This is a genomic window from Kitasatospora sp. CB01950, from assembly GCF_001905465.1.
Taxonomy (GTDB): Bacteria; Actinomycetota; Actinomycetes; order Streptomycetales; family Streptomycetaceae; genus Kitasatospora.
Map to the genome: position 1 here is coordinate 125120 of NZ_LISX01000008.1, position 25996 is coordinate 151115.

23 protein-coding genes are annotated in these 25996 nt (G+C 71.6%); 5 read left to right on the forward strand and 18 right to left on the reverse strand.

Going from position 1 to position 25996, the window contains the following annotated elements; all coding sequences use genetic code 11:
• Positions 1–112 precede the first annotated feature (112 nt).
• From AMK19_RS21055 to AMK19_RS21070, 4 genes are all read right to left on the reverse strand, one after another.
• Positions 113–1702: a putative bifunctional diguanylate cyclase/phosphodiesterase gene (locus AMK19_RS21055; RefSeq protein ID WP_083647157.1), complete on the reverse strand. Its 1590-nt coding sequence runs from the start codon at positions 1700–1702 to the stop codon at positions 113–115.
• 296 nt (positions 1703–1998) lie between these two features.
• Positions 1999–4368, reverse strand: a complete 2370-nt coding sequence (gene ligA / locus AMK19_RS21060) for an NAD-dependent DNA ligase LigA (protein ID WP_241844504.1) — start codon at positions 4366–4368, stop codon at positions 1999–2001.
• Positions 4365–5336 carry a methionine synthase gene (locus tag AMK19_RS21065; RefSeq protein WP_073814484.1) on the reverse strand — a complete coding sequence of 324 codons (972 nt, stop codon included), beginning with the start codon at positions 5334–5336 and terminating at the stop codon, positions 4365–4367. Before AMK19_RS21065 ends, ligA begins: the two co-directional genes overlap by 4 nt.
• A gap of 83 nt (positions 5337–5419) precedes the next feature.
• Positions 5420–6232 (reverse strand): alpha/beta fold hydrolase, encoded by an 813-nt coding sequence (locus tag AMK19_RS21070; protein ID WP_073814061.1) that lies wholly within the window; start codon positions 6230–6232, stop codon positions 5420–5422.
• A gap of 202 nt (positions 6233–6434) precedes the next feature.
• Between AMK19_RS21070 and AMK19_RS21075 the strand changes: the two genes are divergently transcribed.
• The 4 genes from AMK19_RS21075 (at position 6435) to AMK19_RS21095 (ending at position 10179) form a co-directional block, all read left to right on the forward strand.
• Complete coding sequence (locus tag AMK19_RS21075) at positions 6435–7649, forward strand: helix-turn-helix domain-containing protein (RefSeq protein ID WP_073814486.1); 1215 nt, start codon at positions 6435–6437, stop codon at positions 7647–7649.
• A 247-nt stretch (positions 7650–7896) separates the two neighbouring features.
• Positions 7897–8382 carry a glycine-rich domain-containing protein gene (locus AMK19_RS21080; RefSeq protein WP_073814064.1) on the forward strand — a complete coding sequence of 162 codons (486 nt, stop codon included), beginning with the start codon at positions 7897–7899 and terminating at the stop codon, positions 8380–8382.
• Positions 8383–8425: 43 nt separating this feature from the next.
• Positions 8426–9222 (forward strand): IS5 family transposase gene (locus AMK19_RS35340; protein WP_143200331.1). Its coding sequence is split into 2 segments (ribosomal slippage): positions 8426–8762 and positions 8762–9222, totalling 798 coding nucleotides; the frame shifts between segments, so codons are not numbered across the junction.
• Positions 9223–9297: 75 nt separating this feature from the next.
• Positions 9298–10179, forward strand: a complete 882-nt coding sequence (locus AMK19_RS21095; RefSeq protein ID WP_073814068.1) for a hypothetical protein — start codon at positions 9298–9300, stop codon at positions 10177–10179.
• A gap of 5 nt (positions 10180–10184) precedes the next feature.
• On the opposite strand, the gene AMK19_RS21100 is transcribed toward AMK19_RS21095, so the two are convergent.
• The 6 genes from AMK19_RS21100 to AMK19_RS21125 all read right to left on the reverse strand — a co-directional run bounded on the left by AMK19_RS21100 (position 10185) and on the right by AMK19_RS21125 (position 15900).
• Positions 10185–10874 carry an SDR family oxidoreductase gene (locus AMK19_RS21100; RefSeq protein ID WP_073814070.1) on the reverse strand — a complete coding sequence of 230 codons (690 nt, stop codon included), beginning with the start codon at positions 10872–10874 and terminating at the stop codon, positions 10185–10187.
• Positions 10875–10882: 8 nt separating this feature from the next.
• Complete coding sequence (locus tag AMK19_RS21105; protein ID WP_073814072.1) at positions 10883–11416, reverse strand: TIGR00730 family Rossman fold protein; 534 nt, start codon at positions 11414–11416, stop codon at positions 10883–10885.
• Between the two features lie 93 nt (positions 11417–11509).
• Positions 11510–12637, reverse strand: coding sequence for a tRNA 2-thiouridine(34) synthase MnmA (gene mnmA / locus AMK19_RS21110; RefSeq protein ID WP_073814074.1), 1128 nt, complete (start codon positions 12635–12637; stop codon positions 11510–11512).
• 41 nt (positions 12638–12678) lie between these two features.
• Positions 12679–14070 (reverse strand): MFS transporter, encoded by a 1392-nt coding sequence (locus AMK19_RS21115; RefSeq protein ID WP_073814076.1) that lies wholly within the window; start codon positions 14068–14070, stop codon positions 12679–12681.
• Positions 14071–14172: 102 nt separating this feature from the next.
• Positions 14173–14667, reverse strand: coding sequence for a MarR family winged helix-turn-helix transcriptional regulator (locus AMK19_RS21120; protein WP_073814078.1), 495 nt, complete (start codon positions 14665–14667; stop codon positions 14173–14175).
• A gap of 51 nt (positions 14668–14718) precedes the next feature.
• Positions 14719–15900 (reverse strand): cysteine desulfurase family protein, encoded by a 1182-nt coding sequence (locus AMK19_RS21125; RefSeq protein ID WP_073814080.1) that lies wholly within the window; start codon positions 15898–15900, stop codon positions 14719–14721.
• A 103-nt stretch (positions 15901–16003) separates the two neighbouring features.
• On the opposite strand from AMK19_RS21125, the gene AMK19_RS21130 reads away from it, so the two are divergent.
• Positions 16004–16825 (forward strand): IclR family transcriptional regulator, encoded by an 822-nt coding sequence (locus tag AMK19_RS21130; RefSeq protein ID WP_073814083.1) that lies wholly within the window; start codon positions 16004–16006, stop codon positions 16823–16825.
• Between the two features lie 16 nt (positions 16826–16841).
• Here the strand turns inward: AMK19_RS21130 and AMK19_RS21135 are convergent, their stop codons facing one another.
• The 8 genes from AMK19_RS21135 to AMK19_RS21170 form a co-directional block, all read right to left on the reverse strand.
• The gene (locus tag AMK19_RS21135; protein ID WP_073814490.1) at positions 16842–17501 is read right to left on the reverse strand and encodes a trimeric intracellular cation channel family protein; all 660 of its coding nucleotides are present in this window, start codon (positions 17499–17501) and stop codon (positions 16842–16844) included.
• Between the two features lie 45 nt (positions 17502–17546).
• Entirely contained in the window at positions 17547–18326 is a 780-nt protein-coding gene (locus AMK19_RS21140) for a ferritin-like domain-containing protein (protein WP_073814085.1), read from the reverse strand.
• A 143-nt stretch (positions 18327–18469) separates the two neighbouring features.
• Positions 18470–19384, reverse strand: a complete 915-nt coding sequence (locus AMK19_RS21145) for a DUF6891 domain-containing protein (RefSeq protein ID WP_073814087.1) — start codon at positions 19382–19384, stop codon at positions 18470–18472.
• A gap of 104 nt (positions 19385–19488) precedes the next feature.
• Complete coding sequence (locus AMK19_RS21150; protein ID WP_073814089.1) at positions 19489–20538, reverse strand: ABC transporter ATP-binding protein; 1050 nt, start codon at positions 20536–20538, stop codon at positions 19489–19491.
• A gap of 28 nt (positions 20539–20566) precedes the next feature.
• Positions 20567–21631 carry an ABC transporter ATP-binding protein gene (locus AMK19_RS21155; protein ID WP_073814091.1) on the reverse strand — a complete coding sequence of 355 codons (1065 nt, stop codon included), beginning with the start codon at positions 21629–21631 and terminating at the stop codon, positions 20567–20569.
• Positions 21628–22626, reverse strand: coding sequence for an ABC transporter permease (locus AMK19_RS21160; protein WP_073814093.1), 999 nt, complete (start codon positions 22624–22626; stop codon positions 21628–21630). Before AMK19_RS21160 ends, AMK19_RS21155 begins: the two co-directional genes overlap by 4 nt.
• 121 nt (positions 22627–22747) lie before the next feature.
• Complete coding sequence (locus tag AMK19_RS21165) at positions 22748–24508, reverse strand: ABC transporter substrate-binding protein (protein ID WP_073814095.1); 1761 nt, start codon at positions 24506–24508, stop codon at positions 22748–22750.
• A 28-nt stretch (positions 24509–24536) separates the two neighbouring features.
• Positions 24537–25535, reverse strand: a complete 999-nt coding sequence (locus tag AMK19_RS21170; protein ID WP_073814097.1) for an ABC transporter permease — start codon at positions 25533–25535, stop codon at positions 24537–24539.
• Positions 25536–25996 lie beyond the last annotated feature (461 nt).

Genomic DNA, 25996 nt, shown 5'->3' on the forward strand with positions numbered 1-25996 from the left:
GCCATCCTATGTGCCCCTTCAGGGGCGCGGGGACCCGCGCGCGCAACCGCGCGGGCGTGGAAAGGTCCGCCCGAGGACGGAATCTCCTCCCCGGGCGGACCCCGTGAAAGCGTTATCGCGGCAGCGACTCCACCGGCGCGGCACCGGTCTGCCGCACCTGCAGCCACGCCGTGGCCTGATCGGGGGGCAGCGCGGCCGACACCAGCCACCCCTGCACCGCGTCGACCCCGAGGTCGTGCAAGCGCTCCCACGTCTCGTCGTCCTCGACGCCCTCGGCCACCACCGTCAGCCCCAGCGAGTGCGCCAGCTCCACCGAGCAGCGCACCACCGCCGCGTCGTGGTCGTCGGCGACCATCCGCGAGACGAACGAGCGGTCGATCTTCAGCTCGCCGACCGGAAGGCTGCGCAGCCGCACCAGCGAGGAGTGCCCGGTGCCGAAGTCGTCCAGTGACATCCGCACGCCGTAGCGGCGCAGTTCGGCCAGCGTGTCGGCGGCGCGCCGGCTGTCGTCGAGCAGCAGCCGCTCGGTGATCTCCAGTTGGAGCGCCTCGGCGGGGACCTGGTGGCGGGTGAGGTGGCCGGCGACCCGGGCGGCGAAGCCGGGGTTGAGGACGTCGCGCGGCGAGACGTTGACGGCGACCGGCACCATCAGGCCCTGGTTGCGCCAGCGGGCGATCTGGCCGACGGCGCTCTCCAGGACGTAGTCGGTGAGCCGCGGCATCAGCCCGGAGGATTCGGCGAGGCTGATGAACTCGTCGGGGGCGACCCGGCCCTGTCCGGGCCGCTCCCAGCGCACCAGCGCCTCCAGGCCCACGACCCGGCCGTCGAAGGCGACCTTCGGCTGGTAGTGCAGCGCGACCTCGTTCATCTCCAGCGCCCGCCGCAGGTCGCCGAGCAGGCCGATCCGGTACGGCGTGTCCAAGTCCCGTGCCTCGTCGTACAGTTCGACGCCGCTGCGGCTGTGCTGGGCGTGGCCCATCGCCACGTCCGCCCGGCGCAGAAGCGATTCTGCGTCCTGCGCGTGCGTCGGGTGCACACAGACCCCGGCGCTGGCCTCCAGCACCAGCAGCAGCCCGTCCAGCCGGATCGGGGCGGCGAGTTCGGCGATCAGCCCCTGCGCGATCCGCTCCAGCAGCTCGGGACTGCCGACGCCGGGGAGCAGCACCGCGAACTCGTCGCCGCCCATCCGGGCGACCACCGGGCGTTCGCTGCGGCGGCGCACCTGCGGGGGCAGCACGGTGGTCTCCTGGTTCGGCACCAGGCCGGTGCCGGAGCGCAGCGCGCGGTGCAGGCGGCGGGCGATGTGCACCAGCAGCCGGTCGCCTGCGGTGTGCCCGAGGGCGTCGTTCAGCGACCGGAAGCGGTCCAGGTCGAGCAGGATCAGACCGACGCTGTAGTCGGGTTCGCCCTCGTGCGCGGCCAGCGCCTCCTGGGTGGCGATCAGCAGGGCCTGCCGGTTGGGCAGGTCGGTGAGCGGGTCGGTGAGCTGGTCCCTGGCGCGGTCCCGGGCGATCCGCCAGGCGGCGACCAGTACGGCCAGCGGAACCGCGAACAGCGGGAGCAGCTCGGGTTCGTAGCGGTACACCAGGACGGCCAACGGGATCAGCGGCGCGGCGCCGGCCAGCAGGACGCCGAACAGCAGCACCGCCCCCGCCATCCCCTGCGGCGGGCGTGTGGGCGCGCCGCCGGTCGTACGATCCATAAGCCCAGTCCTCCGTCGGGCCCGCCCCCGCTGGGCCGCCTCACGGTGAGGCACCCCTCTCCTCGGGGTGCCGGTGGACGTCAGACGAGGGCGTGTCCCCGGGGCTCCGGCAGAACCGGTGCCACACACTCCTGCTGACAGTTCGTAGCGCCCAGGGTAAGCCGGGGTCCGCCGCAGGGGCGCACTTTCCGGTCACCTCCGAGCGCGACGTCATATCCGCGCGCTGCTCAGTGACACAATGCCCGATTTCACTCTCGAACACCCGACCGGTCCGGCATCAGGACGGTAACGACCTGTCAGGAAACCTGCTCCTCCGGTACTTCTCCGGCATTTTCCCCACCGGCCGAGCCGCCCGCGTCGCCGCCGCCCTCGCTGCCGTCCTCGCCGCTGCCCTCGCCCTCGACGGCCAGTCCCAGATGCCGCCGGGCGGCGTCCGCGCCCTCCGTCAGCAGCACCTCGAAGCCGGCGTCGTCGAGCACCGGGACACCGAGCTGCACCGCTTTGTCGTACTTACCGCCGGGGTTGTCGCCGACCACCACGAAGTGGGTCTTCTTCGACACCGATCCGGTCACCTTCGCGCCGCGCGAGGTCAGCGCCTCCTTCGCGCCGTCCCGGGTGTGCCCGGCGAGGGTGCCGGTGACCACCACCGTCAGCCCCTCCAGCGGGCGTTCGCCCGGCTCCTCGCCGGCCTCCTCGGTGAACTGCACGCCCGCGTCGCGCCACTTGCGGAGGATCTCGCGGTGCCACTCCTCGGCGTGCCACTCCTTGATGGCCCGGGCGATGGTCGGCCCGACGCCCTCGACGGCGGCGAGTTCGGTCTCGTCGGCGGCGAAGATCCGGTCCAGGTCGCGGAATTCGCGGGCCAGCTCCTGCGCGGCGACCGGGCCGACGTGACGGATCGACAGGCCGTTCAGGAACCGCCACAGCGGGCGGTCCCTGGCGGCGCGCAGGTTGTCCAGCAGCACGCCGGTGTTCTTCTTCGGGGCGCCGGCGGTGGTGGCGAAGAAGGACACCTTCTTCTCCTTGCCGGTCTTGTCGTCCAGCTTGGGCATGCCGGTCTTCGGGTCGCGCACCAGCACCTTGATCGGCAGCAGCTGGTCCTCGGTCAGGTCGAAGATGTCGCCCTCGTCCTTGACCGGCGGGTCGGCGGGTTCCAGCGGCTGGGTGAGCGCGGTGGCCGCGACGTAGCCCAGGCCCTCGATGTCCAGGCACTGGCGGCCGCCGAGGAACGCGATCCGCTCGCGGATCTGCGCCGGGCAGTGCTGGGCGTTCGGGCAGCGCAGGTCGATGTCGCCCTCGGACATCGGGCGCAGCTCTCCGCCGCACTCCGGGCAGTGGGTGGGCATCTCGAACGCCCGCTCGGTGCCGTCGCGCAGGTCGTAGACCGGGCCGAGGATCTCCGGGATCACGTCGCCGGCCTTGCGCAGCACGATGGTGTCGCCGAGCAGCACGTCCTTGGCCTTGACGATCTGCTGGTTGTGCAGCGTCGCGTACTGCACCATCGAGCCGGCCACCTTCACCGGCTCGGCCAGCACCGCGTACGGGGTGGCGCGGCCGGTGCGGCCGATGCCGATCTTGATCTCGGCGAGCTTGCCGGTGACCTCCTCCGGCGGGTACTTCCAGGCGATCGCCCAACGCGGCGACTTGGAGGTCGAACCGAGCCGGCCCTGCAGGGCGATCTCGTCGACCTTGACGACCACGCCGTCGATCTCGTGCTCGACGGAGTGCCGCTGCTCGCCGAAGTACGCGATGAACGCCCGCACTTCGTCGAGCGAGCCGACCACCTTGTTGTGCTTGGCCGTCGGCAGGCCCCAGTCGTGCAGCAGCCGGTAGGCGTGCGACTGGCAGTCGATGTCGAAGCCGACCCGGGCGCCGATGCCGTGCACCACCATCCGCAGCGGGCGGGAGGCGGTGACCAGCGGGTCCTTCTGGCGGAGCGAACCGGCGGCGGCGTTGCGGGGGTTCATGAACAGCCGGATCATCGCCCGCGGCCGCTTGCCCTCCTCGGCGCGCTCCTGGTTCTCCTGCCGGCGGCGCTCGTTCTCCTCGGCGAAGGAGGCGTTCAGCGCGTCGAACTCCTCGGTGGGGAAGTACACCTCGCCGCGGATCTCCACCAGCGCCGGGATGTCGTCGCCCTTGAGCCGGTGCGGGATCTCCTTGATGGTGCGGACGTTGGCGGTGATGTCCTCGCCGACCCGGCCGTCGCCGCGGGTGGCGGCCTGCACCAGCACGCCGTTCTCGTACGTCAGGTTGACGGCCAGGCCGTCGACCTTCAGCTCGCACAGGTAGTGGTAGTCGATGCCGGAGAGCTCGGTGGCGACGCGCTCGGCCCAGGCGGCGAGTTCGTCGGCGTCCATCGCGTTGTCCAGGCTGAGCAGCCGCTCCCGGTGCTCAACCGGCGCGAACAGCACGGTCGGCGCGCCGCCGACCTTCTGGGTCGGCGAGTCGGGCGTCACCAGGGCCGGGTGCTCGGCCTCCATCGCCTCCAACTCGCGCATCAGACGGTCGAATTCGGCGTCGCTGACGGTCGGCGCGTCCAGCTCGTAGTACCGGGAACGGTGCTCCTCGATCTCGGTCGCCAGTTCGGCGTGCCGGGTCCGCACCTCCGCCGGGATGTCCTCCCAGCCCTCCACCGCAGCCGCCACCGGGCCCTCCTCGCTCGTCACTCCGGGTTGTCCACCAGGCTCCGCGCCGCCTTCACGGCCTGTGCCAACGCCCGCCGGGCATACGCCGGGGACGCCCCCGCCAGCCCGCACGTCGGCGTCACCACGACCCGGCGGCCCAGGAGCTCCGGGGCCAGCCCCAGCCTGCGCCACAACGTCCTGACGCCCTGGACACTACCGGCCGGGTCCGACACTGCATTTGATTGAACCGCAGTGACGTCGCCGGACGGCACCACACCGGCGAGGATCAGCGTCCCGCCCTCGACCGCCTCGCCCAGGTCGTCGTCGTCACGCTCCGTCAGGAGAGCGAAGTCCAGGCTGATGCCGGCCACTCCGGCCCGGCGCAGCAGCGGGATCGGCACCTTCGGCGCACAACTGTGCACCACCACGGGCGTGTCCACGCCGCGGATCACCTCGCGCAGCGTCTGCTCGGCGCGCTGGCGGTCGACGGCGCGCAGCCGCTGGAACCCGCTGGCGGTCTTCACCGAGCCGGCGAGGACGGCGGGCAGCAGCGGCTCGTCCAGCTGCAGCACGATCGTCGCTCCCGGCACCCGGCGGCGGACGTCCTCCAGGTGGCGGCGCAGGCCCTCGGTCAGCGAATCCGCGATGTCCCGGCAGGCGCCCGCGTCGCTGAGCGCCTTCTCGCCGTGCCTGAGCTCGATCGTCCCGGCGAGCGTCCACGGTCCGACGGCCTGGATCTTCAGCAGTCCCCGGTAGCCCTGGGTGTACTCCTCCAGCGCGTCCAGGTCCTCCCCCAGCCAGGACCGGGCCCGCTTGGTGTCCCGCCCCGGGTGGTCGGTGAAGCGCCACCCGCTCGGCTCGGTCTGCACGAACAGCTCGGTCAGCAGCCCCGCACCCCGCCCGATCATGTCGGCCCCGGGCCCGCGCCCGGGCAGCTCCGGCAGGTGCGGCAGCTGTTCCAGCTCGGCCATCACCCCCCGGACCATGTCCCGCACATCCCCGCCGGGCATCGACCCCACCCCGGTTGCGGCCCCGGCCAGCTCTCCGAAAACGTCCACGTCAGTCACGGGACAGAGCCTACGCAGCGTTGCCCTCAGGCGGCATCGAGGAAGCCGGTCAGACTGCGCACGTACTCCTCGGGGTGCGACACGTGCGGGACGTGGCCGGCGCCCCGGAAGGTCGCGACCTCGGCCCGGGGCAGGGTCTCGGCGAGGCGGGAGATGATCGCCGCGAACCACGGCGGGCTCTCGGTGCCGTTGGTCAGCAGGGCGGGGCCGGGGTAGCCGGACAGTCCGGCGAGATCGACGAACGACCAACCAGGGTCTGCCTGTTCGTCGAGGAAGGTGGGGGCGTTGGCGAGAACGGTCTCCCGGAGCTCTTCCGGGAGCTGGTCCCAGACGCCCGGCCCGAAGGCGACCTCCTCGACGAACTGCCGCGCGCCCGCGAGGTCCTCGCCCGCGCGCAGGTGCGCGAACACGGACTCCAGCTTCTCCGCCATCGCCCGCACCAGGGGTTCCAGATCGGGGTCCTCCCCCACGATCCCCATCAGCGGAGGCTCGTGCACCGCGATGCTCCGGAACAGCTCGGGGCGCCGCGCCGCCAACCCCAGCGCCGTCGAGCCTCCGAAGGAGCTGCCCACCACGTGCGTCGGCGCCAGGTCGAGCGCCTCCGTCAGCGCGGCGAGATCCTGCTCGTCCTCGGTCCGCGTCCCCTGCCCCGCGGGGCGTTCGCTCCGGCTGTGCCCTCGCCGGTCGTAGACCAGCACCCGGTACCGCTCGGCGAGCGCGGGCAGCACGGCGGCCCACGTCCCGTGGTCGCTCCAGGACCCGTGGACCAGCACCAGCGGATCCCCGGCCCCCGCCAGCTCGTAGTAGAGCCCGACCCCGTTCACCCTGATCACCGGCATGCGACCGCGCTCCTCACCCGGTGGGGCCGCGACGCCGGCCCCCGCCCCTCCAGTGGACCGCAGGCCCGGGCCCCCGGCTACTGGCCGGGGCGGACCGTGATTTCGGTGATCTCCGCGTCGCGCGGCAGGTCGAGTGCGGCGGGTCATGACCGCCTGCCGGCCGTTCTGGTTGGGCACCGTGCAGCGGCGTACTGTCGCACGCATGGCGAGCGATCACCTTGGGGACCGGCTGGCACACCTGCGCCGCCTGGCGGAGCTGACGCAAGAGGGCTTGGCCGAGGCATCCGGCGTATCCGTCGATGTGGTGCGGAAGTTGGAGCAACAACGCAAACACTCGGCGCGCCTGCCCACACTCCACGCCCTGGCCCGGGGTCTGAACGTGGAGCTGACCGCACTTCTCGGCGATCCTCCGGCGGTGCCGTCGACAGGTGACGCCGAACCGCCCGAACTGGTCGCCGTGCGACGGGCGATCATGCCGCCGCTGTTCGCACCTCCGGTTCCGGCGGACGGTGCCGATCGCCTCTCGCTGCCGATGCTGCGGGCCGAGATCGCGGAGGCGTGGAGCCTCTACCACCGTGCGGACTTCGGTCGGGTGATGGCAGTTCTTCCTGAGATCGTCGCCGATGCCAGGCTGGCTGCCGCTGTCGGGCCGGGCGACAGTCGGCGGCAAGGGCAGCACGCCCTCGGCAAGGCGCTGCAACTGGGCGGGCACCTCTCCATCCGTTTGGGGAAGACGGATCTCGGCCTCTCCAGCCTGGAGCGGGCGATCGCTGCCGCCGACGCCTCGGAGGACCCACTGTTGTCAGGCATGGTCTGCAACTCGGTGGCGTGGGCCTATCAGCGGCAGAACCGGCTCGACGATGCTCAGGGCTTGGCCGTCCGCGCTGCCGAGACCGTGGAACGGGAGCATGTGGCGAGCGCGGAAAGCCTGCGGGTATGGGGCGGCCTGGTGATGTCGGCAGCGACCAGCACCGCCCGCGGCGGTGACTACGACGGTGCGGCCGACATGATGCTCACGGCCGAGAAGGCAACGGCCCGCCTCGCACGCATGGCGGCCCCCGCCGACGGCCGCATGGTGAGTGTGTTCAGCCGTTCGTCCGTCCGGATCGAACGAGTGCGGCTGGCGGTCCAACACGCCCGCCCCGAGGAGGCACTGGCCCTGGCCCGCACAACCCGGCTCAGCGCCGACACGCCTTTGTCGTGGCGAACGTGGCTGCTCCTGGACGTGGCACGGGCCTACACCGACCTGGGCGATGCTGCGGGAGCGGTGGCGTCGCTGGAGAAACTGCAACGGGCCGCACCGGGTTGGTTGCGACACCACACGCTGGCGGTCTCCGTCGTCGCCGACCTGTGGGCCGGCCCGGCCAGGCCGCCGGGTCTGCGGAAGTTGGCGACGATCCTCGGCGTCGCAGGTTAACGCCGCAGAACTGGGACGGAACGTCCCTGTCGGCCGCCTCCCGATCACGGGAGCCTCTTCGTGCGGTCACGGAGAGGAGTGGGCTCATGGCAGCGAACAGCCGAGGAATCGGGACCGGGCCCCGCACGCCACACCTCCTGCCGTCGACGCGCCACCCGAGCCGCGCCTGCGACCGATTTGCGGCAGTCAGCCAAATCCCTTCCCAACAAAACGAGTTGGGTCGGGACTCAGAGCCAGGAGGATCTGCATGACCTCGATCAGCACGGAACGGATTTCCGGCCGGTCCCTGGTGGAACCGGCACTGTTCGGGCGACTGGCCGCTCGAATCGTCAAGGACGAGGACATGGACCGGGCGCTCGCCGAGCGCGTCATGGACCAGGCCCTTGCCTTCCTCGGAGCGTGCGCCGTCAACCCCGACGCCGGCCTGTCCCCCTCGGGGCTGGTGGATGTGGGCTGGCACACGTTCGTCCTGCACACGGTGGACTACGCGGAGTTCTGCGAGTCCTTGGCCGGACGTTTCCTCCACCACGTCCCTTCCGACGGCCCGAACGACTCGGCCAAGGCTGTGCCCATCGCCGCCACGGTGGCCGTCATCGAGGCCAGCGGCTTCGCCGTGGACGGCGAACTGTGGGCCATGTCCGCCGACTGCTCCGAGGGCAGTGGGGGCGACGGCAGCGACACCAGCGGGAGCGGCAGTTGCAGCCAGTGCCACCGCGGTTGCCACAGCAGTTAGAAGTCATCTCATTTGGAAGGTTGAGTAGACTTCGGGCGTGCTGATCGTGGAGCGTCTGGTGCCGGACGAGTTGTGGGAGCTGTTCCAGTTGGTGGTGCCGGATGCTCCGGTACGGCCACAGGGCGGAGGTCGGCGGCGGCACGGGGATCGTGAGGTGTTGGCGGCGATCGTGTTCGTCGCCACCTCGGGGTGCACGTGGGCCCAGTTGCCGCCCTGCTTCGGCCCGTCCGGGCCCACCGCCCACCGTCGCTTCAGCGAGTGGAGCAAGGCCCGGGTGTGGGCCAAGCTCCACCGCGTCGTCCTGGACGAACTCGGTTCGCGGGGCGCGCTGGACTGGTCCCGGTGCGCGGTCGACTCGGTGAACATGAGGGCCCTGAAAAGGGGGAGCTGACAGGTCCGAATCCTGTCGATCGGGGCAAGTACGGGTCGAAGATCCACCTGCTCACCGAACGCACCGGTTTGCCCCTGTCGCTCGCGATCTCCGGGGCCAACGTCCACGACAGTCAGGCCCTGATCCCACTCGTCGACGCCGTCCCGCCGATCCGCTCGCGGCGCGGCCCCAGGCGCCGCAGGCCCGGCAAGCTGCACGCAGACAAGGCCTACGACCACCGCTTCATCCGCTCGTACCTGCGCCGACGCCAGATCCCGGCCCGCATCGCCCGCCGAGGCATCGAATCCTCCCAACGTCTCGGCCGGCACCGATGGGTGATCGAGCGCACCGTCGCCTGGTTCGGCGGCTTCCGCCGACTCCACCGCCGCTACGAACGCAAGGCCGACCATTTCGCCGCCTTCGCCAGCATCGCCGCATCCCTCATCTGTTCCCGAAGACTCTCCAAATGAGATTTCTTCTTAGAAACGACCGGCCCGCCCCGCTCGCGACTTGAGCCGGGGCGGGCCCGACCCCTGAGGACTCCCATGGGCCACGCCTGGCACAACCTGCCGCCCGAACTGCGGACCGGAATCGAGGAACGGACCGGGCCTGTTGCCCACGCAACGCCGCCGGCCGCCGGGACTGTCTCCGACTTCTCCGCGCTCCTGGACACGGCCGGCGGGCCGGTGTTCTGCAAAGCAGTCCGGGCGGACAACGCCAAGGCGTGGATGCACCGCCTGGAATCGGCCGTCAACGCCGTCCTCCCGCCCAGCATTGGCCCCCGCCTGCTGTGGACGGTCGAGGCCGCCGGGTGGCTGGCCCTCGGGTTCGAACGCGCGCCCGGGCGGCACGCAGACCTGTCCCCCGGATCGGCCGATCTGCCGCTGGTCGCCCGAACACTGGAGACCCTCGCCGAGACGCTGACCCCGGCTCCGCCGCTACGTACTCTGCGGCTCGCCGACCGGTGGTCCGGCCAGGACTTCTGGCACACGCTCGGCGACCGGCACCGGAACCGGCTGGACCCATGGACCGTCGAGCACCTGGACGCGCTGACCCTCGCGGAGCGTGACGCACCCGGACTGATCGACGGCAAGACCCTCGTCCACACCGACCTGACCGGCCCCAACCTCCTCGTCGAGGGCACCGCCGTGCAGGTCGTCGACTGGGCGTTCCCCGCTCCCGGCGCGGCCTGGGTCGACACGGCCTACCTGGTTGTCCGGCTGATCGCGGCCGGACACCCCCCGACGGGCGCCGAGCGGTGGGCCGACACCGTCTCCATGTGGCGGGAGGCGCCCCCGCGCTCCGTGACGGCCTTCGGCGCTGCCCTCACCGGGCTGTGGACCCTGCGCGCCGTCGAAGCCCCGGGCCGGCAGTGGGACGCGCTCAGCACCCACGGCCTGACCTGGCTCCGCCACCGCCTGGGCTGACCGCTCTACTGGCCGGGGCGGACCGTGATCTCGGTGATCTCCGCGTCGCGCGGCAGGTCGAGTGCGGCGAGGATCGCGGTGGCGACCGATTCCGGGGCGATCCACTTCGACGGGTCGTACTCCTTGCCCTCCTGCTGGTGCACCTTCACTTGCATCGCGGTGGCGGTCCGGCCGGGGTAGACCGAGGTGACCCGGACGCCGTGGGCGTGCTCCTCCTGTCGCAGCGCGTCGGCGAGCGCCCGGGTCGCGAACTTGCTCGCGGCGTACGAGCCCCAGGTCGGGTCGGCGCGCAGCCCGGCGCCGGAGTTGACGAAGACCACGTGGCCGCGGGCGAGCCGCAGCGAGGGGAGCAGCAGGCGGGTGATCTCGGCGGGGGCGACGGTGTTGACGTTCAGCTGCTGCTGCCACGCCTTGACGGGGGTCTCGCCGATGGTGCCGAGTTCGACGACGCCGGCGATGTGCAGCAGCGAGTCGAGTTCGACGGGCAGCGCCTGGTGGCCGAACGCCCAGGACAGCTTGGCCGGGTCGTCGAGGTTGCCGGCCAGGGTCCGCGCGTCCGGGTAGCGCTCGCGCAGCTGCGCGGCGCGGCGGGCGTCGCGGGCGAGCAGCCAGACCTCCTCGCCGCGGGCGGTGAGGAGGTCGGCGACGGCGGAGCCGATGCCGGAGCCGGCGCCGGTGATCAGGTGGGCACCCATGGGATTCCTCAGTTCTGCTGGACGGTCGCGAGGGCGAGGGCTTCGGCGGGAGTCTGCGCGAAGGACACCAGCTCGGCGAGCGGGCGCGGCAGGAAGCCGTCGCGGTCCATCCGTTCGAGCTGGGTCCGCATCCCGTCGTAGAAGCCCTCGGTGTCGAGCAGCACCACCGGCTTGTCGTGGTGGCCGTGCTTCTTCAGCTCCAGCACCTCGGTGACTTCGTCCAGCGTCCCGAGCCCGCCGACCAGCACCACCAACGCGTCTCCGCGCGCCAGCAGTTCGGCCTTCCGGGTCGCCAGGTCCGGCGTCACCACCAGCTCGTCGGCGCCTTCGTACGCCTTGTGCCGCAGGAACTCCACCGAGATCCCGACCAGCCGCCCCCCGGCCTGCTGCACCTCGTCGGCCAGCAGCCCCATCAGCCCGGTGTGCGACCCGCCCCACACCAGCGTGTGCCCACCGGCCCCGAGCAGCCGGGCGAACTCCGCCGCCGGAGCGGTGTACTTGGCATCGAGCAGGTTCGCCGAACAGAAGACCGTGATGTTCATAGTGCAACCAGTCCTATCACCGCCCGCCGCACCCGGGTCAACCCGATAACGACCGGCTGCGGGATGACCGGACAGGCTTCGGCCGGACAGGCCCTACTCGGCCCGCTCGGTGCTCGCGATGGTCGCCGAGCCGACCACCCGGGTGCCGTCGTACAGGACCACGGCCTGGCCGGGGGCGATGCCGCGGGCGGGGGTGTCGAGGCGGACGTGGAGCCGGTCGTCCGTCAGGGTCGCCGTCACCGGGACCTCTTCGCCGTGGGCGCGGAGCTGCGCGGTGTAGCGGCCCTCGCCGGCGGCGGGGGTGCCGCACCAGCGGGGGCGGATGGCGGTGAGGCCGTGCACGTCGAGGCCGCTGGCGGGGCCGACGGTCACGGTGTTGTCGACCGGCGAGATGTCGAGGACGTAGCGCGGCTTGCCGTCGGCGGCGGGCCGGCCGAGGCGGAGGCCCTTGCGCTGGCCGATGGTGAAGCCGTACGCGCCGTCGTGCTCGCCGAGCTTGGTGCCGTCGGTGTCGAGGATGTCGCCGGTGGCGGTGCCGAGGCGTTCGGCCAGGAAGCCCTGGGTGTCGCCGTCGGTGATGAAGCAGATGTCGTGGCTGTCGGGCTTCTTGGCGACGGCGAGGCCGCGCCGCTCGGCCTCCCCGCGGATGACGTCCTTGGTGGTGTCGCCGAGCGGGAACAGCGAGTGGGCGAGCTGGTCGGCGTCGAGGACGCCGAGCACGTACGACTGGTCCTTGGCGCCGTCGACCGCCCGGTGCAGTTCGCGGGTGCCGTCGGGCAGGTCGACGATCCGGGCGTAGTGGCCGGTGCAGACGGCGTCGAAGCCGAGCGCGATCGCCTTGTCGAGCAGCGCGGCGAACTTGATCTTCTCGTTGCACCGCAGGCACGGGTTGGGGGTGCGCCCGGCGGCGTACTCGGCGACGAAGTCCTCGATGACGTCCTCGCGGAAGCGCTCCGCCAAGTCCCAGACGTAGAACGGGATGCCGATCACGTCGGCGGCGCGGCGGGCGTCCCGGGAGTCCTCCAGGGTGCAGCAGCCGCGCGCGCCGGTGCGGAAGGACTGCGGGTTGCTGGCGAGCGCCAGGTGGACGCCGGTCACCTCGTGGCCGGCTTCGACGGCCCGGGCGGCGGCGACGGCGGAGTCGACGCCGCCGGACATCGCGGCGAGCACGCGCAGACGGCCGGTGGACGGGGTGGTCGGGGCGCCGGGGAAGTCAGTCATAAGGAGTCCAGCGTAACGGGGGCCGGGCGCACGCCGGACGGTCAGTTGGCCACCAGGACGGGCGGCTCGGCAGCGGTCGCGACCGCGGCGGTGCGCGCGGGCAGCGCGGTGGCCAGCAGGAACGCGCCGAACAGCAGCGCGGCAGCCACCCCGAAGGCCAGGCGGAAGCCCCCGACGGGGGATTCGGCGCCGCCCGCCAGCGCGGTGAGGGCGGCGACGCCGAGCGCCGCGCCGACCTGCTGGGTGGTGTTGAGCACGCCGGAGAGCAGCCCGGCGTCCTCGGGCCGGGCGTCGGCCATGCCGAGGGCGGTGAGCGCGGTGGCGGCGAGTCCGAATCCGGCGCCGAGCAGCATGGTGGGCAGCAGGTCGGTGACGTAGTCCAGGTGTCCGGCGGGCAGCCGCACCAGCAGGCCGACGCCGACGGTGAGCAGGGCGAGGCCGGCCAGCAGGGTGCGCCGCTCGCCGAACCGGCCGATCGCGCGGGCGGCGACCAGCAGCGAGACCACGCCGATGGCGAGCGCGGCGGGCAGCATCGCCAGGCCGGTGCCGAGCGCGCCGTAGTGCTGGACGTTCTGCAGGTAGAGCGCCAGCAGCACCTGGAAGCCGAACATCGCGGCCAGCATCAGGACCTGCGCCAGGTTGGCGAGGGCGGTGCTGCGCCGGGCGAGGATCCGCAGCGGCAGCAGCGGGGTGGCGGCGCGGGCCTGCCGCAGCACGAACGCGGCGAGCAGGACGATCGCGCCGGCCGCCAGGGCCCACCCGTGCGGGCCGCCCTCGACGATGGTGTACACGCCGAGCATCAGCCCGCCGGTGACCAGCACCGCGCCGGGGACGTCCACGCCGCCCTTCGCGCGGCCCGCCGCGTCGCGGGGCAGCAGGCGCAGGCCGGCGAGCAGCGCGGCGGCGCCGATCGGCAGGTTGATGAAGAAGATCCAGTGCCAGCCGAGGCCTTCGGTGAGCACTCCGCCGAGCACCTGGCCGAGCGAGGCGCCGGCCGAGCCGGTGAAGCCGACGGCGCCGAACGCCTTGGCCCGGTCGACGGGTTCGGGGAACAGCCCGACCACCATGCCGAGCCCGACCGCGGAGGCCATCGCCCCGCCGACGCCTTGCAGGAAGCGGGCGCCGATCAGCATTCCGGAGGTGGCGGCGAGGCCGCACAGCACGGAGGCGACGGTGAACGCGGCGATGCCGGCGAGGTAGATCCGGCGGCGGCCGAGCAGGTCGCCGAGGCGGCCGGCGAGCAGCAGCAGGCCGCCGAAGGCGATCACGTAGGCGTCCACCACCCAGGCCACTCCGGCCGGGCCGATGTGCAGGTCGTCCTGGATGGCGGGCAGCGCGACGGTGGTGATCGAGCCGTCCAGGACCACCATCAGCATGCCGGCGCAGACCACCGCGAGGGCCAACCAGCGGGCGCGTGACGGGTTTTCGGACATGGGTGTCTCCCTCCCCGGGGTGCGCGGACGTGCGCCCCCCAACAAGAGAGACCGTAGCAGATGGTTTTGTAATAGACGTTTTAAAACGGGACGGCCCGCCGCCTACTGCCGGGGCCGGCGCGGCCGCCGCACCGCCTTCTCCGCCGCTCCGCACGGCTCCGCGCCGTCCGGCAGCCGCTGCAGCTTGACCAGGGCGTCCACCAGCACCTGCCGCTCCCCCGGCGAGAGTTCGTCCAGCGCGGCGGCGTGCACCCGGTCCACGATCGCCATGCCGCGCCGCACCAGCTCCTCGCCGGCGGGGGTGGCCCGGATGATCCGGGCGCGCCGGTCGGTGGCCGACGGGCAGCGCTCGGCGAGGCCGTCACGCTCCAGCTCGTCGGCGGTGACCACCATGGTGGTCTTGTCCAGCCCGGCGATCGCGGCCAGCTGCGACTGGGTGCGCTCGGCCTCCATGGCGTGCAGCAGCACGCAGTGCTTGCGCGGGGAGCTGTCGATCTCCGCCAGCGCCAGCGACAGGCGGGTGTTCATGGCGTGGCCGGTCTGCACCAGCAGGCCGGTGAGGTCGCGGACGGTCCGCTCCGGGACGGGAGAGTTCATCCCCCCAGAGTAAGTCCGGCGGCAGATTGTTCCGCTACGGATCGAATCCGGTCAGCGGGAGGCGCGCACCAGGCCGGCCCGGCGGGCCCGCTCCACCGCGCCGGGCAGCGCGGCGGCCAGCGCCTCCACGTCCGCCCGGGTGGAGGTGTGGCCGAGCGAGAACCGCAGTGAGGCGCGGGCGAGTTCAGGGGTCACGCCCATCGCCAGCAGCACGTGGCTGGGCTGCGGGACGCCCGCCGAGCAGGCCGAGCCGGTGGAGCACTCCACGCCGGCCGCGTCCAGCAGCATCAGCAGCGCGTCGCCCTCGCAGCCGGGGAAGGAGAAGTGCGCGTTGGCGGGCAGCCGGCCCGCCGGGTCCGGGTCCCCGTTCAGCAGCGCCTCGGGCGCGGCCGCCCGGACCACCGCGACCAGGTCGTCCCGCAGCATGCCGACACCCGCCGCGTACTCGGGCTGCCGCTCGACGGCCAGCGCCGCCGCCACCGCGAACCCGGCCGCACCGGGCACGTCCAGCGTCCCGGAGCGGACGTCGCGCTCCTGCCCGCCGCCGTGCAGCAGCGGGACGGGCGTGGCCGCGCGCGACAGCAGCAGCGCGCCGACCCCGCACGGGCCGCCGACCTTGTGGCCGGTGACGGTCAGCGCCGTCAGCCCGGAGTCGGCGAAGGACACCGGGACCTGGCCCAGCGCCTGCACCGCGTCCGCATGCATCGGAATGCCGAACTCGGCCGCCACAGCGGCGAGTTCACGGATCGGCTGGACGGTTCCGACCTCGTTGTTGGCCCACATCACGGTGACCAGCGCGACCGTCTCCGGCGCCCGCCCGATCGCCTCGCGCAGCGCCTCCGGGTGCACCCGGCCGACCGCGTCCACCGGCAGGTACTCGACCTCGGCGCCCTCGTGCTCGGCCAGCCAGTGCACCGCGTCCAGCACCGCGTGGTGCTCGACCGGGCTGCTCAGCACCCGGCGGCGGGCCGGATCGGCGGCCCGGCGGGCCCAGAACAGGCCCTTGACCGCCAGGTTGTCGGACTCGGTCCCGCCCGCGGTGAGCACGATCTCGCTGGGCCGCGCGCCCAGCGACTCGCCCAGCGACTCCCGGGACTCCTCGACCACCCGACGGGCCCGCCGCCCGGCGGCGTGCAGCGAGGAGGCGTTGCCGACGACCCCGAACTGCGCCGTCATCGCGGCGATCGCCTCGGGAAGCATCGGGGTGGTGGCGGCGTGGTCGAGGTAAGCCATAGCGGGTCCAGTGTAGGCGGCCCACGGGTCACGATTTGGCCATTGCACCCTCTGCAACGCGCCGTTAGCCTTCCGGCCACGCCGCTGTGAGAAGGGGAGGGCCGTGTCCCAGACGGTCGACCGCGCACTGACCATCCTGGCTTCGCTCGGCGAGGGCCCGGCCTCGCTGGAGCAGGCCGCGGCCCGGATCGGCGTGCACAAGTCCACCGCCCTGCGGCTGCTGCGCACCCTCCAGGAGCACGGCTTCGTCACCCGGCAGTCCGACCACCGCTACCGCCTCGGCGGCCGGCTGTTCGCCCTCGCCCACCAGGCGCTGGAGGGCATCGACATCCGCCAGGTCGCCGCCCCCTACCTGGCCGTCCTCAACGAGCGGTACGGGCACACCGTCCACCTGTCGGTGCTGGAGGGCGACGAGGTGCTCTACCTGGACAAGGTGGACGCCCGCTACCCCGACACCGGCCGCGGCCGGCTCGCCGAGGACGCCCGGATCGGCCGCCGCGCCCCGGCGATGGCCACCGCCGCCGGCAAGGTGCTGCTGGCCGACCTGCCCGCGGACCGGCTCGCCGCGTTCCTCGCCGAGGCCGAACTCCCGGCCCGCACCGCGCAGCCCGCCCGCGACCCCGAGGAGGTGCGGGCCGAACTGGCCGAGGTGCAGCGGCTCGGCTGGGCCGCCGACCAGGCCGACCACCACGAGGCGCTGAACTGCATCGCCGCCCCGATCGCCGGCACCGAGGGCACCGCGATCGCCGCCTGCTCGATCTCCGCCCCCGACCGGGTCGCCTCCGTCGTCGAGCTCAGCAAGCTGCTCCCGGAGCTGCTCTGCACCGTCGAGGCGATCTCGCTGGCCTACGGCGGCTCCCCCACCCCGCGCTGGTGCGAGAACCGCTGCGGCGCCAAGCACGCGGTGCGCGCCGCCCGCGACTGAAGCGCCAGGGCCTGTCCTACTCCTCGCCGACCCGCGAGCCGTTCCGGTGCCAGGCCCGCGGCGCACGCCAGCCGTACTTGAGCGCCAGCATCCGCACCGTGAACGCGGCCACCGCCGCCAGCGCGGCGTTCACCGGGGTCAGCTGCCCGACGGCGATCAGCAGTGCCGTGATCGACGCGCCGATCAGCGCCGGCACCGCGTAGATCTCCCGGTCCCAGCGCAGCAGCGACGGCGGCTCCATCGCCAGCACGTCGCGCACCACGCCGCCGCCGGCCGCGGTCAGCATCCCGCAGGCCACCGAGGCGACCGCGCCCAGTCCGTAGTCGTGCGCCTTGATCGTGCCGGTGACGGCGAACAGTCCGAGGCCCGCCGCGTCCAGCACCATCACCGCCCGGTTGATCCGCTCCACCTGCGGGTGCAGGAAGAACACCACCACCCCGGCCACCAGCGGGGTCGGGAAGTACCCGGAGTTGGTGAACGCGGCCACCGGCAACGCGCCGATCACCAGGTCCCGCAGCACGCCGCCGCCGAGCGCGGTGGCCTCGGCCAGCACGCAGATGCCGAAGATGTCCATGTTCTTGCGGACGGCCATCAGACCGCCGGACAGGGCGAAGACGAAGATGCCCACCAGGTCGAGCACCTGTTGGACGTCGTGCGGGAAGATCTCGGATGTCACCTGGTCAGTGTCCACGCCGGCCCACCGGCACCCGTCGCCGGGCGGTCAGGCGAACGACTCGTGCGGCGCCGGCCCGCCCAGCGCGTTCCGCTTCGCCGGCATCCGCAGCGTCGTCATCCGCCGCCAGCCGCCCGCCCGTTCGCACCCGTACACCGTGTGGATGCCCGCCGTCAGCGCCGCCGACTTCGCCCGCGGCCAGCGCAGCAGCTCCCCCAAGTGCGCCATCACGGCCAGGCTGACGTCCCGGTAGGTGCGGATCTCCGCGCGCGCGGTGTCCTGGAGGGTGTCCAGGATCGACCGGCCGTGCCCGTGGTACGCGAGCCGCAGCAGCTCCTCGTGGCAGAACGCCAGGTGGTTGTCCTCGTCGTTGGAGATCATCCGCACCGCCCGGCCCAGCTCCGGGTGGTCGCCGAAGATCCGCTTCAGCATCCGCATCTGCTCGGACGCCCGCTGCTCGGTCACCCGGGAGTGCGCCAGGTACGTGATCACGTCCTGCTCGGTCAGCGGCTCGTCCCGGCGCAGCCGGGCGTGCGCCAGGCCGATGCCCTGCCGTTCCAGGATCATCGTGTAGTCGGTCTCGTCGGGGACGTCGGTCGGCTCCAGGCCGCGCTTGTGCATCAGCGCCTTGAAGATCCGCCCGTGCTTGTCCTCGTCCGCGCCGTGCCGGGCCACCTTCGGCGCCAGTTCCCGGTCCGGGACGAGCCGGGCGATCCGGCCGTTCTCCCAGCCGCCCTGGTCCTCCCCCTTGGCCGCGATCGAGCAGAACAGCCGGAACGCCCGGTCGTCGTCGTGGATCTCCTGGAACAGACTGCGGGCCGACAGCATGGTGACCTACCCCTCGCACGGGAGCCGGGACATTCCGGTCCAGCTCAAGGCACCCCCACCCCCCGGGCAACAGCTCACGTCCCCCGCTGCGCCGGACGGAGGACAGCCGTGCCGCGCTCGGAGTAGGGCCTGTCCGGCCGGCCCTAGCCCACCAGCCGGCGCCGCCAGTCCAGGCCGGTGACCCGGATCGCCCGGTCCGGGCTGCCGTCCCAACGGGCCGTCAGTCCGACCTCCGCCAGCGCCGCGACGACCTCCCGGCCGACCGACTCCGTGGTCCGCTCCGAGCCGTCCCAGCCGCCGTACAGCAGCCACAGGTCCTGGCCGGCGGCGGCGCCCTCGGCGCTCTGGGAGTGGAAGTAGACGAACCCGCGCGAGCCCTCCGCCGCCTCGGCGCCGATCTCCTCATGGCCGCAGTTGCGGCAGCAGGTGAAGTTCTCCCGGGCCGTGATGCCGGCCGCTTCCAGCGCGGCGAACGCCCTGGTGACCCGTTCCGGGTCGGTCTCGCCCGTCCACGTCCGCTGCTCGGCGACCCGCTCCAGCCACAGCCGCTCCGCGAGCTGCTTGGCCTGGGCCGCCGTCACCGGCCGGTCGTCACCGTCGACCAGGTACTCCTCCGCGAGTTCGGCGCACTCCGCGAGGGTCGTGTACCCCGCCGCGAGCAGGTTGCGCACCTCCGCGACCAGGCTCGCCCCGTCCTCCTCGGGCAGCTCCAGCGGCGCGGGCTCCGGGTCCGGCCCGAAGTCGATCCGCTCCCACTCCGCCCCGGCGTCCCAGTCGGCGTCCTCGCGCGACCACCCGAGCAGCAGCTCCGCGACCCGTTCCAGTTCGGGCACCCGCGTCCCGTAGTGCCGCGACGGGCTGCCCGCCCGGTGCTCCACCGTCCACCCGTCGCCCTCGGGGCAGGCCTGCGCGTACGTCTCCGGCAGGTCCGGCACCCGCTGCACCACCAGGAACGCGCCCTGCCACGCCCCCATGTCCCGCACCATGTCGACCAGTTCGTCCTCCGAGACGCGCACCCTGGCGATCTCGTCCTGGTCCGTCACCGCTATCTCCAGCATGCGGCGACCCTCCCACCCGCCACTGTCAGTGAGCGGGCGCACGAACGGCGAGGTCCGCCCGCGGAGGGGACTCCCCTCCACGGGCGGACCTCGAAAGTCGGCACCTACTCCGGCGCGTTCTCCGGGAAGTGGCAGGCCACCTGGTGCCCCGGCCGCGCGACGGCGAGCGGCGGCTCCTGGCCGGCGCAGATGTCCTGCGCCTTCCAGCAGCGCGTCCGGAACCGGCACCCGCTCGGCGGGTTGAGCGGCGACGGGACGTCACCGGTGAGCAGGATGCGCTCGCGGCGCTCCTTGCGCTGCGGGTCCGGCACCGGCACCGCGGACATCAGGGCGTTGGTGTACGGGTGCATCGGCTTGGCGTACAGGGAGTCGCGGTCGGCGATCTCCACCACCTTGCCGAGGTACATCACGGCGACCCGGTCGGAGACGTGCCGGACGACCGAGAGGTCGTGCGCGATGATCAGGTAGGTCAGGCCGAGCTCCTGCTGGAGGTCGTCCAGCAGGTTGACCACCTGGGCCTGGATGGAGACGTCCAGGGCCGAGACCGGCTCGTCCGCGACGATCATCTTCGGGCGGAGGGCCAGCGCGCGGGCGATGCCGATGCGCTGGCGCTGGCCGCCGGAGAACTCGTGCGGGTAGCGGTTGTAGTGCTCGGGGCTGAGTCCGCAGAGTTCCAGCAGGTCCTGGACGGCCTTCTTGAGGCCGCCCGCGGGGACGGCGTTCTGCAGCTTGAACGGCGCACCGACGATGGTGCCGATGGTGTGCCGCGGGTTCAGCGAGGAGTACGGGTCCTGGAAGATCATCTGGATGTCGCGGCGGTACGGCCGCATCGCCGCGACTCCCAGGTGGGTGATGTCGGCGCCCTCGAACTCGATCTTCCCGCTGGTCGGTTCGTCGAGTCGGGTGACCAGACGTCCCATGGTGGACTTGCCGCAGCCGGACTCGCCGACCACGCCGAGCGTCTCGCCGGCCATGACCTCGAAGTCGATGCCGTCGACGGCGCGCACCGCGCCGACCTGACGCTTCAGCAGGCCCTTGGTGACCGGGAAGTGTCGGGTCAGCCCGGTGACCCGCAGCAGGGGTTCACGGTCCGGGCCGGGTGCCTGGGCGGGCACCTTCGCGGCCTGCGGGGCCGCCGTCTGGCTGTCCGTCATCGGTTGTCTCCAAGTGGGTGGTACGTGCTCACAGCCGGGGCGCGATCTCTTCGGTGAAGATCCGGTGGCGTTCGGCGATCGGCAGGTGGCAGGCGGCGTAGTGCCGGGGCGCGGCCTCGGCGAGCACGGGCACCTCGCCGGTGGAGCGGCCGCCGGTGAGCTCGGCGTACGGGCAGCGCGGGTGGAACGCGCAGCCGGACGGCACGTTGATCAGGCTCGGCGGGCTGCCCTTGACCGGGATCAGCCGGTCCTGGAGCTCCCGGTCGAGTCGGGGCATCGAGCCGAGCAGACCCCAGGTGTAGGGGTGCTCGGGGGATTCGAAGATGGTCGCGGCGGGGCCGCGCTCGATGGGCTTGCCGCCGTACATGACCAGGATGTCGTCGGCGATCTCGGCGACGACGCCCAGGTCGTGCGTGATGATGATGACCGCAGAGCCGAACTCCTTCTGCAGGTCCCGGATCAGGTCCAGGATCTGCGCCTGGACGGTGACGTCCAGGGCGGTGGTCGGCTCGTCGGCGATCAGCAGCGACGGGTCGTTGACCAGGGCCATCGCGATCATGGCGCGCTGGCGCATGCCGCCGGAGAACTCGTGCGGGTAGTTGTCGACCCGCTTGTCGGGCTGCGGGATGCCGACCCGGTCGAGCATCTCGACGGCCCGGGTCCGGGCCACCTTCTTGGAGGTGCCGGGGTGGTGCGCCCGGTAGGCCTCGACGATCTGGGCGCCGACCGTGAAGTACGGGTGCATCGCGGTCAGCGGATCCTGGAAGATCATCGCCATCTTGTGGCCGCGGAGTTGGCGCACCCGGTCGGGGTCGGCGGACACCAGGTCCTCGCCGTCCAACCAGATCTCGCCGGAGATCTGCGGGGCGCCGCGCTTGGTGCCGGTGCGGTGCAGGCCCATGATCGACAGCGAGGTGACGGACTTTCCGGAGCCGGACTCGCCCACGATGCCCAGGGTCTTCCCGCGCTCCAGGTCGAAGCTCAGGCCGTTGACGGACTTGACCAGTCCGTCGTCGGTCGGGAAGTGCACCTTCAGGTCGCGGACCGACAGGAAGCTCTTCTCGGCCAGGTTGGGCTTGTCGGTGTTGCTCATGCCAGCCTCACCCGGGGATCGACGACGGCGTACAGCAGGTCAACCAGCAGGTTGGCCATGACGATGAAGAACGCGGCGAAGAGCGTCACGCCCATGATCACCGGCAGGTCGCTGGAGGCGATCGACTGGACCGCCTCGTAGCCGAGTCCGCGCAGGTTGAATGTGGACTCGGTGAGCACCGCGCCGCCGAGCAGGCCGCCGAGGTCCATGCCGAAGACGGTCAGGATCGGGGTCAGCGTGGAACGCATGGCGTGCTTGCCGATGACCACGGGTTCCTTGAGGCCCTTGGCACGCGCGGTGCGGATGTAGTCCTCGCCGAGCACGTCGAGCAGGGTGGCGCGACTGAGTCGGGCGTAGGTCGCGGCGAACAGGAAGGCCAGGGTGATCCAGGGCAGTACCAGCCCCTGGAACCAGGCCACCGGATCGTTCGCGAAGTCCGTGTACTTGCTTGGGAACCAGCCGAGTTGGTGCACGAAGACGGCGAGCGAGACCAGGCCGGTGAAGTACATCGGCAGCGAGACGCCGGCCAGCGCGACGGACATGGTGATGCGGTCCAGCGCGGTGCCGCGGCGCAGCGCGGAGACGATGCCGGTGGCGGTGCCGAACACCAGCCAGAGCACCGAGGCGCCGACGGCGAGCGAGAAGTCCACGCCGACCCGGTCCAGCAGCAGCGGCCAGACCTCCCGCTCGGTCTTGAACGAGTAACCCAGGCAGGGGGCGTAGCAGTGGGTCATGTCGGTGCCGGCGTTGTAGTCGCGGCCGACGACGATGCCCTTCAGGAAGAGCCAGAACTGTTCGACGATCGACTTGTCGAGGCCCATCTTGTGGCGGATACCCTCGACGGCCACCTTGTCCGCGATCTTGCCCACATAGAGCAGCGCGGGGTCGGTTCCGGTGAGCTTGGGCACCATGAAGAAGATGCCGAAGGTCACCGCAGCGACCACCAGCAGCATGAGGACGACGTTGATCAGTCGCCTGAAGAGATACACGAGCACTGCGGTCGGCCCTGCCACGGGCCGGCCGGACTTCCCCGGTGGGGGACTGATCCGGCCGGCCCGGGCAGGGCCTTCACCTGCCCTTCGGACTAGCGGTGCGAACTAAAGGGGGAAGGTCAGGTCACTTGCCGTCGTTGACGCCGAGGGCCTGGAAGTCCACCTCGCCGAACGCGTCGGAGATGTAGACGTTGGTCAGGCGCGGGTTGCGCCAGTTCAGGGCCTTGTCGGCGACGATCGGCAGGTAGTAGGCGCCGTCGATCACCTTGTGGTTGATCTTCTTGTAGAGGTCGGCGGCCTTGGCCGGGTCGGTCTGCTGCGCGGCCTGGTCGAACCAGCCGTTGACCTCGGGGTCGTTGATCTCGGCGTAGTTGCTGTTGCCGTTGCTCGGGATGAAGCGGCCGTCCATCAGGGGCTGCATGTAGCCGGAGCCGGTCGGGTAGTCGGCGCCCCAGCCCATCACGATCAGGCCGTAGCCCTTGGACTTGACCACGTCGGGCGCGCCGATCTCGGAGGCGATCAGCTTGCCGTCGTACTGCTGGACCGTGACGTCGATGTTGACGGCCTTGAGGGCGGTCTGCAGCGCCACCGCGGAGTTGACCTCCTTCGGCTTGTTGCCGCGGACCGCGATGTTGGTCTTGAAGCCCTCCGGCTTGCCGCAGGCCTTCAGCTCTTCCTTGGCCTTCTCGACGTTCGGCTTGCCCTGGGTCAGGTTGAACGGGTCGTAGTTGTCCGAGCCGAGGATGTTCGGGGGCAGCATCGAGCCGTAGATCGAGCCGGCCACCGAGCCGCCGCGGGCGGTCTGCAGGGCGGTGGTGTCGGCCGCGTACAGGACCGCGTTGCGGCAGTGCTGGTTGTCGAACGGGGCGACCGACGGGGCCAGCGTGATGTAGCGGATGAAGCCGTTGTACGGGTCGTCGGTGTTGGCCTTCAGCGCGTCGTCCTGCAGCACCTTGACCTGCGCGGCCTGCGACAGGCCGGTCTGGGCCCAGTCGAGGTCGGCGCTGTTCGCCAGCAGCTGCTGGTCCATGTCGTCGGCGTTGGTGGTGACGGTCAGCTTGACGACGTCCGGCAGCGCCTTGCGGAACGGGTCGGAGGCCGCGTCCCAGTTCTCGTTGCGGACCAGCTCGTAGCCCTTGCCCGGCTCGGCCGACTTGAACTTGTACGGGCCGGAGGAGACCGGCTTGTCGCCGTACTTGGAGCCGGTGTCGAGCTTCTGCGGGACCGGCGCGGCCGAGCCCATGGCCAGCAGGTACGGGAAGTCCGAGTTGGGCTTCGCCAGCTTGAAGACGATGGTGGTGTCGTCCGGGGTCTCGACCGTCTTCAGGCCGAGCTTGTTCGGGTCCGTGTCGGTGTACGGGCCCTTGTAACCCTGGCCCTGGTCGAGCTCGTTGATCAGGTAGGTCGGGCCACCGGAGATGACGTCCTGCGCGAAGATGCGCTCGACGCCGTACTTGATGTCCTTCGAGGTGATGACCGAGCCGTCCTCGAACTTCAGACCCGGCTTCAGCTTGAAGGTGTAGGTCTTGCCGTCGGCGGCGATCTCCGGCTGGGCGGCGGCGAGGTCGGGGACCAGCTTCAGGCCGTCCTTGCCCGGCTTGCCGTCGAAGGCCAGCAGGGTGCGGGAGTAGAAGCGCTCGAAGTTCCACACCGAGGCGTAGTACGCGCGACCGGGGTCGAGCGAGTCCACGTCGGTGGTGGTCCACATGTTGAGGGTGCCGCCCTTCTGGGTGGACGGGTTCACCACCTTGTCGACGGCCGCGTTGAAGCCCGCGCCGCCCTTGTTGTTGCCGCCCGTCTCGTTCTTGCTACCGCCGCACGCGGTGGCGGTGAGCGCGAGGGTGGCCGCGAGGGCGGCGACCGCGAGCGTCCTGTTTCGCTTCATTGGTTGGAGAACCTCCAGAGTCGCGGGCTCAGTTGCCCTTGGGGTCGAGCGCATCGCGCAGGCCGTCACCGAAGAGGTTGAAGGCGAGCACAGTGATGAAGATGGCGAGGCCGGGAACCACCATGTACATGGGGTCCGCCTGGTAGATCCGGACCGCTTCGGAGAGCATCTGCCCCCACGACGCGGTCGGCGGCCGGACACCGGCCCCGAGGAAGCTGAGCGCCGCCTCGTTGAGGATGTTGCTGGGGATGATCAGGGTCGCGTAGACCAGGATCGGTGCCACCAGGTTGGGCAGGAGCTCGCGGAACAGGATGTGGGTGCGGCCGGCGCCGAGGCTGCGGGCCGCGTCCACGAACTCCCGTTCGCGCAGCGACATCGCCTGGCCTCTGACGATGCGTCCGATGTAGGGCCAGCCGAAGAAGCCGATGACGAAGACCAGGATGAGGGGTCGCAGCCACTCGTCCGGGATGCCGAACGCCGAGGTGGGCATCACCGACACGAGGGCGATGCTGAACAGCAGCTGCGGGAAGGCCAGCAGGATGTCCATGACCCGGCTGATGAACGCGTCCACCCAGCCGCCGAAGTAGCCGGCCGTGACGCCCATGACCACGCCGATGCAGACCGACAGCACGGCCGCGCCGAGCGCCACCAGCATCGAGATCCGCGCACCGTAGAGGATCCGGGAGAACACGTCGCGGCCGAACGTCGGGTCGACGCCCAGCGGGAAGTCGCCGCTGATGCCGCCGAACGAGCCCTTGGGCAGGCCGAGGTCCGGGTTGATCTGGTCCGGGTGCGGTTCGTTCGGCGGGTGTCCGAACATGGAGGCCAGCACCGGCGCGAAGATCGCGGCCAGCACCAGCAGGATCACCACGACACCGCCGGCCAGCGCGACCTTGTCGCGCTTGAGGCGGTCCCAGGCGATGCGGCCCGGCGAGCGACCCTCGATCTTCTTGGCCGGCGCGGTGGTTGACGCACCGTCAGGCTGAGCGCCCGACGGCGGACCCGAGGTCTCGGTGGGTGTGGTCATGAGTCAGTTCGTTCCCCTCGCCGACGGTGGCCGGCCCACGGAGTCGCGTTTGGTGCGGAAGGCAGAGCGGTTGCGGTGGTGCCGGGTGCCGATGCGGCGGTGCAGAAGTGCGTTTGGCAAGCAGAGCGTTACGGGGTGGTGCCGTGGACGCCGGGTGGATTGCCCCGGCGCGCATGGTGCGGCCGCACGGAGATGCGCATCGTGCGGTTCATGCTGTGGCGGCGGCACGTTCACCTTCGTGAGGATCGTCTCGCGCTCCGCATTGGGCAGCACTCTCTGTCATGGGATGTACCCGACGGAAGACCCTCATGACGAAGGATGCCTAACTGTGATCTGCTCGCATGCACAACCGTTGCGCTGGCATATCGCTCTTCACACAGGGGTCACACGCCCGTCAAGAGTCGCTTTGACGACACCCCGCCATTGGCGGGGAAACGCCAGGTGGCGCCGGTGGCGGCGCG

Coding starts and splice junctions, on each gene's coding strand:
- AMK19_RS21055 (WP_083647157.1), bottom strand. CDS start 1,702: ATGGATCGTACGACCGGCGGCGCGCCCACACGCCCGCCGCAGGGGATG.
- AMK19_RS21065 (WP_073814484.1), bottom strand. CDS start 5,336: ATGCCCGGCGGGGATGTGCGGGACATGGTCCGGGGGGTGATGGCCGAG.
- AMK19_RS21070 (WP_073814061.1), bottom strand. CDS start 6,232: ATGCCGGTGATCAGGGTGAACGGGGTCGGGCTCTACTACGAGCTGGCG.
- AMK19_RS21075 (WP_073814486.1), top strand. CDS start 6,435: ATGGCGAGCGATCACCTTGGGGACCGGCTGGCACACCTGCGCCGCCTG.
- AMK19_RS21080 (WP_073814064.1), top strand. CDS start 7,897: ATGACCTCGATCAGCACGGAACGGATTTCCGGCCGGTCCCTGGTGGAA.
- AMK19_RS21095 (WP_073814068.1), top strand. CDS start 9,298: ATGGGCCACGCCTGGCACAACCTGCCGCCCGAACTGCGGACCGGAATC.
- AMK19_RS21100 (WP_073814070.1), bottom strand. CDS start 10,874: ATGGGTGCCCACCTGATCACCGGCGCCGGCTCCGGCATCGGCTCCGCC.
- AMK19_RS21105 (WP_073814072.1), bottom strand. CDS start 11,416: ATGAACATCACGGTCTTCTGTTCGGCGAACCTGCTCGATGCCAAGTAC.
- mnmA (WP_073814074.1), bottom strand. CDS start 12,637: ATGACTGACTTCCCCGGCGCCCCGACCACCCCGTCCACCGGCCGTCTG.
- AMK19_RS21115 (WP_073814076.1), bottom strand. CDS start 14,070: ATGTCCGAAAACCCGTCACGCGCCCGCTGGTTGGCCCTCGCGGTGGTC.
- AMK19_RS21120 (WP_073814078.1), bottom strand. CDS start 14,667: ATGAACTCTCCCGTCCCGGAGCGGACCGTCCGCGACCTCACCGGCCTG.
- AMK19_RS21125 (WP_073814080.1), bottom strand. CDS start 15,900: ATGGCTTACCTCGACCACGCCGCCACCACCCCGATGCTTCCCGAGGCG.
- AMK19_RS21140 (WP_073814085.1), bottom strand. CDS start 18,326: ATGCTGTCGGCCCGCAGTCTGTTCCAGGAGATCCACGACGACGACCGG.
- AMK19_RS21145 (WP_073814087.1), bottom strand. CDS start 19,384: ATGCTGGAGATAGCGGTGACGGACCAGGACGAGATCGCCAGGGTGCGC.
- AMK19_RS21150 (WP_073814089.1), bottom strand. CDS start 20,538: ATGACGGACAGCCAGACGGCGGCCCCGCAGGCCGCGAAGGTGCCCGCC.
- AMK19_RS21155 (WP_073814091.1), bottom strand. CDS start 21,631: ATGAGCAACACCGACAAGCCCAACCTGGCCGAGAAGAGCTTCCTGTCG.
- AMK19_RS21165 (WP_073814095.1), bottom strand. CDS start 24,508: ATGAAGCGAAACAGGACGCTCGCGGTCGCCGCCCTCGCGGCCACCCTC.
- AMK19_RS21170 (WP_073814097.1), bottom strand. CDS start 25,535: ATGACCACACCCACCGAGACCTCGGGTCCGCCGTCGGGCGCTCAGCCT.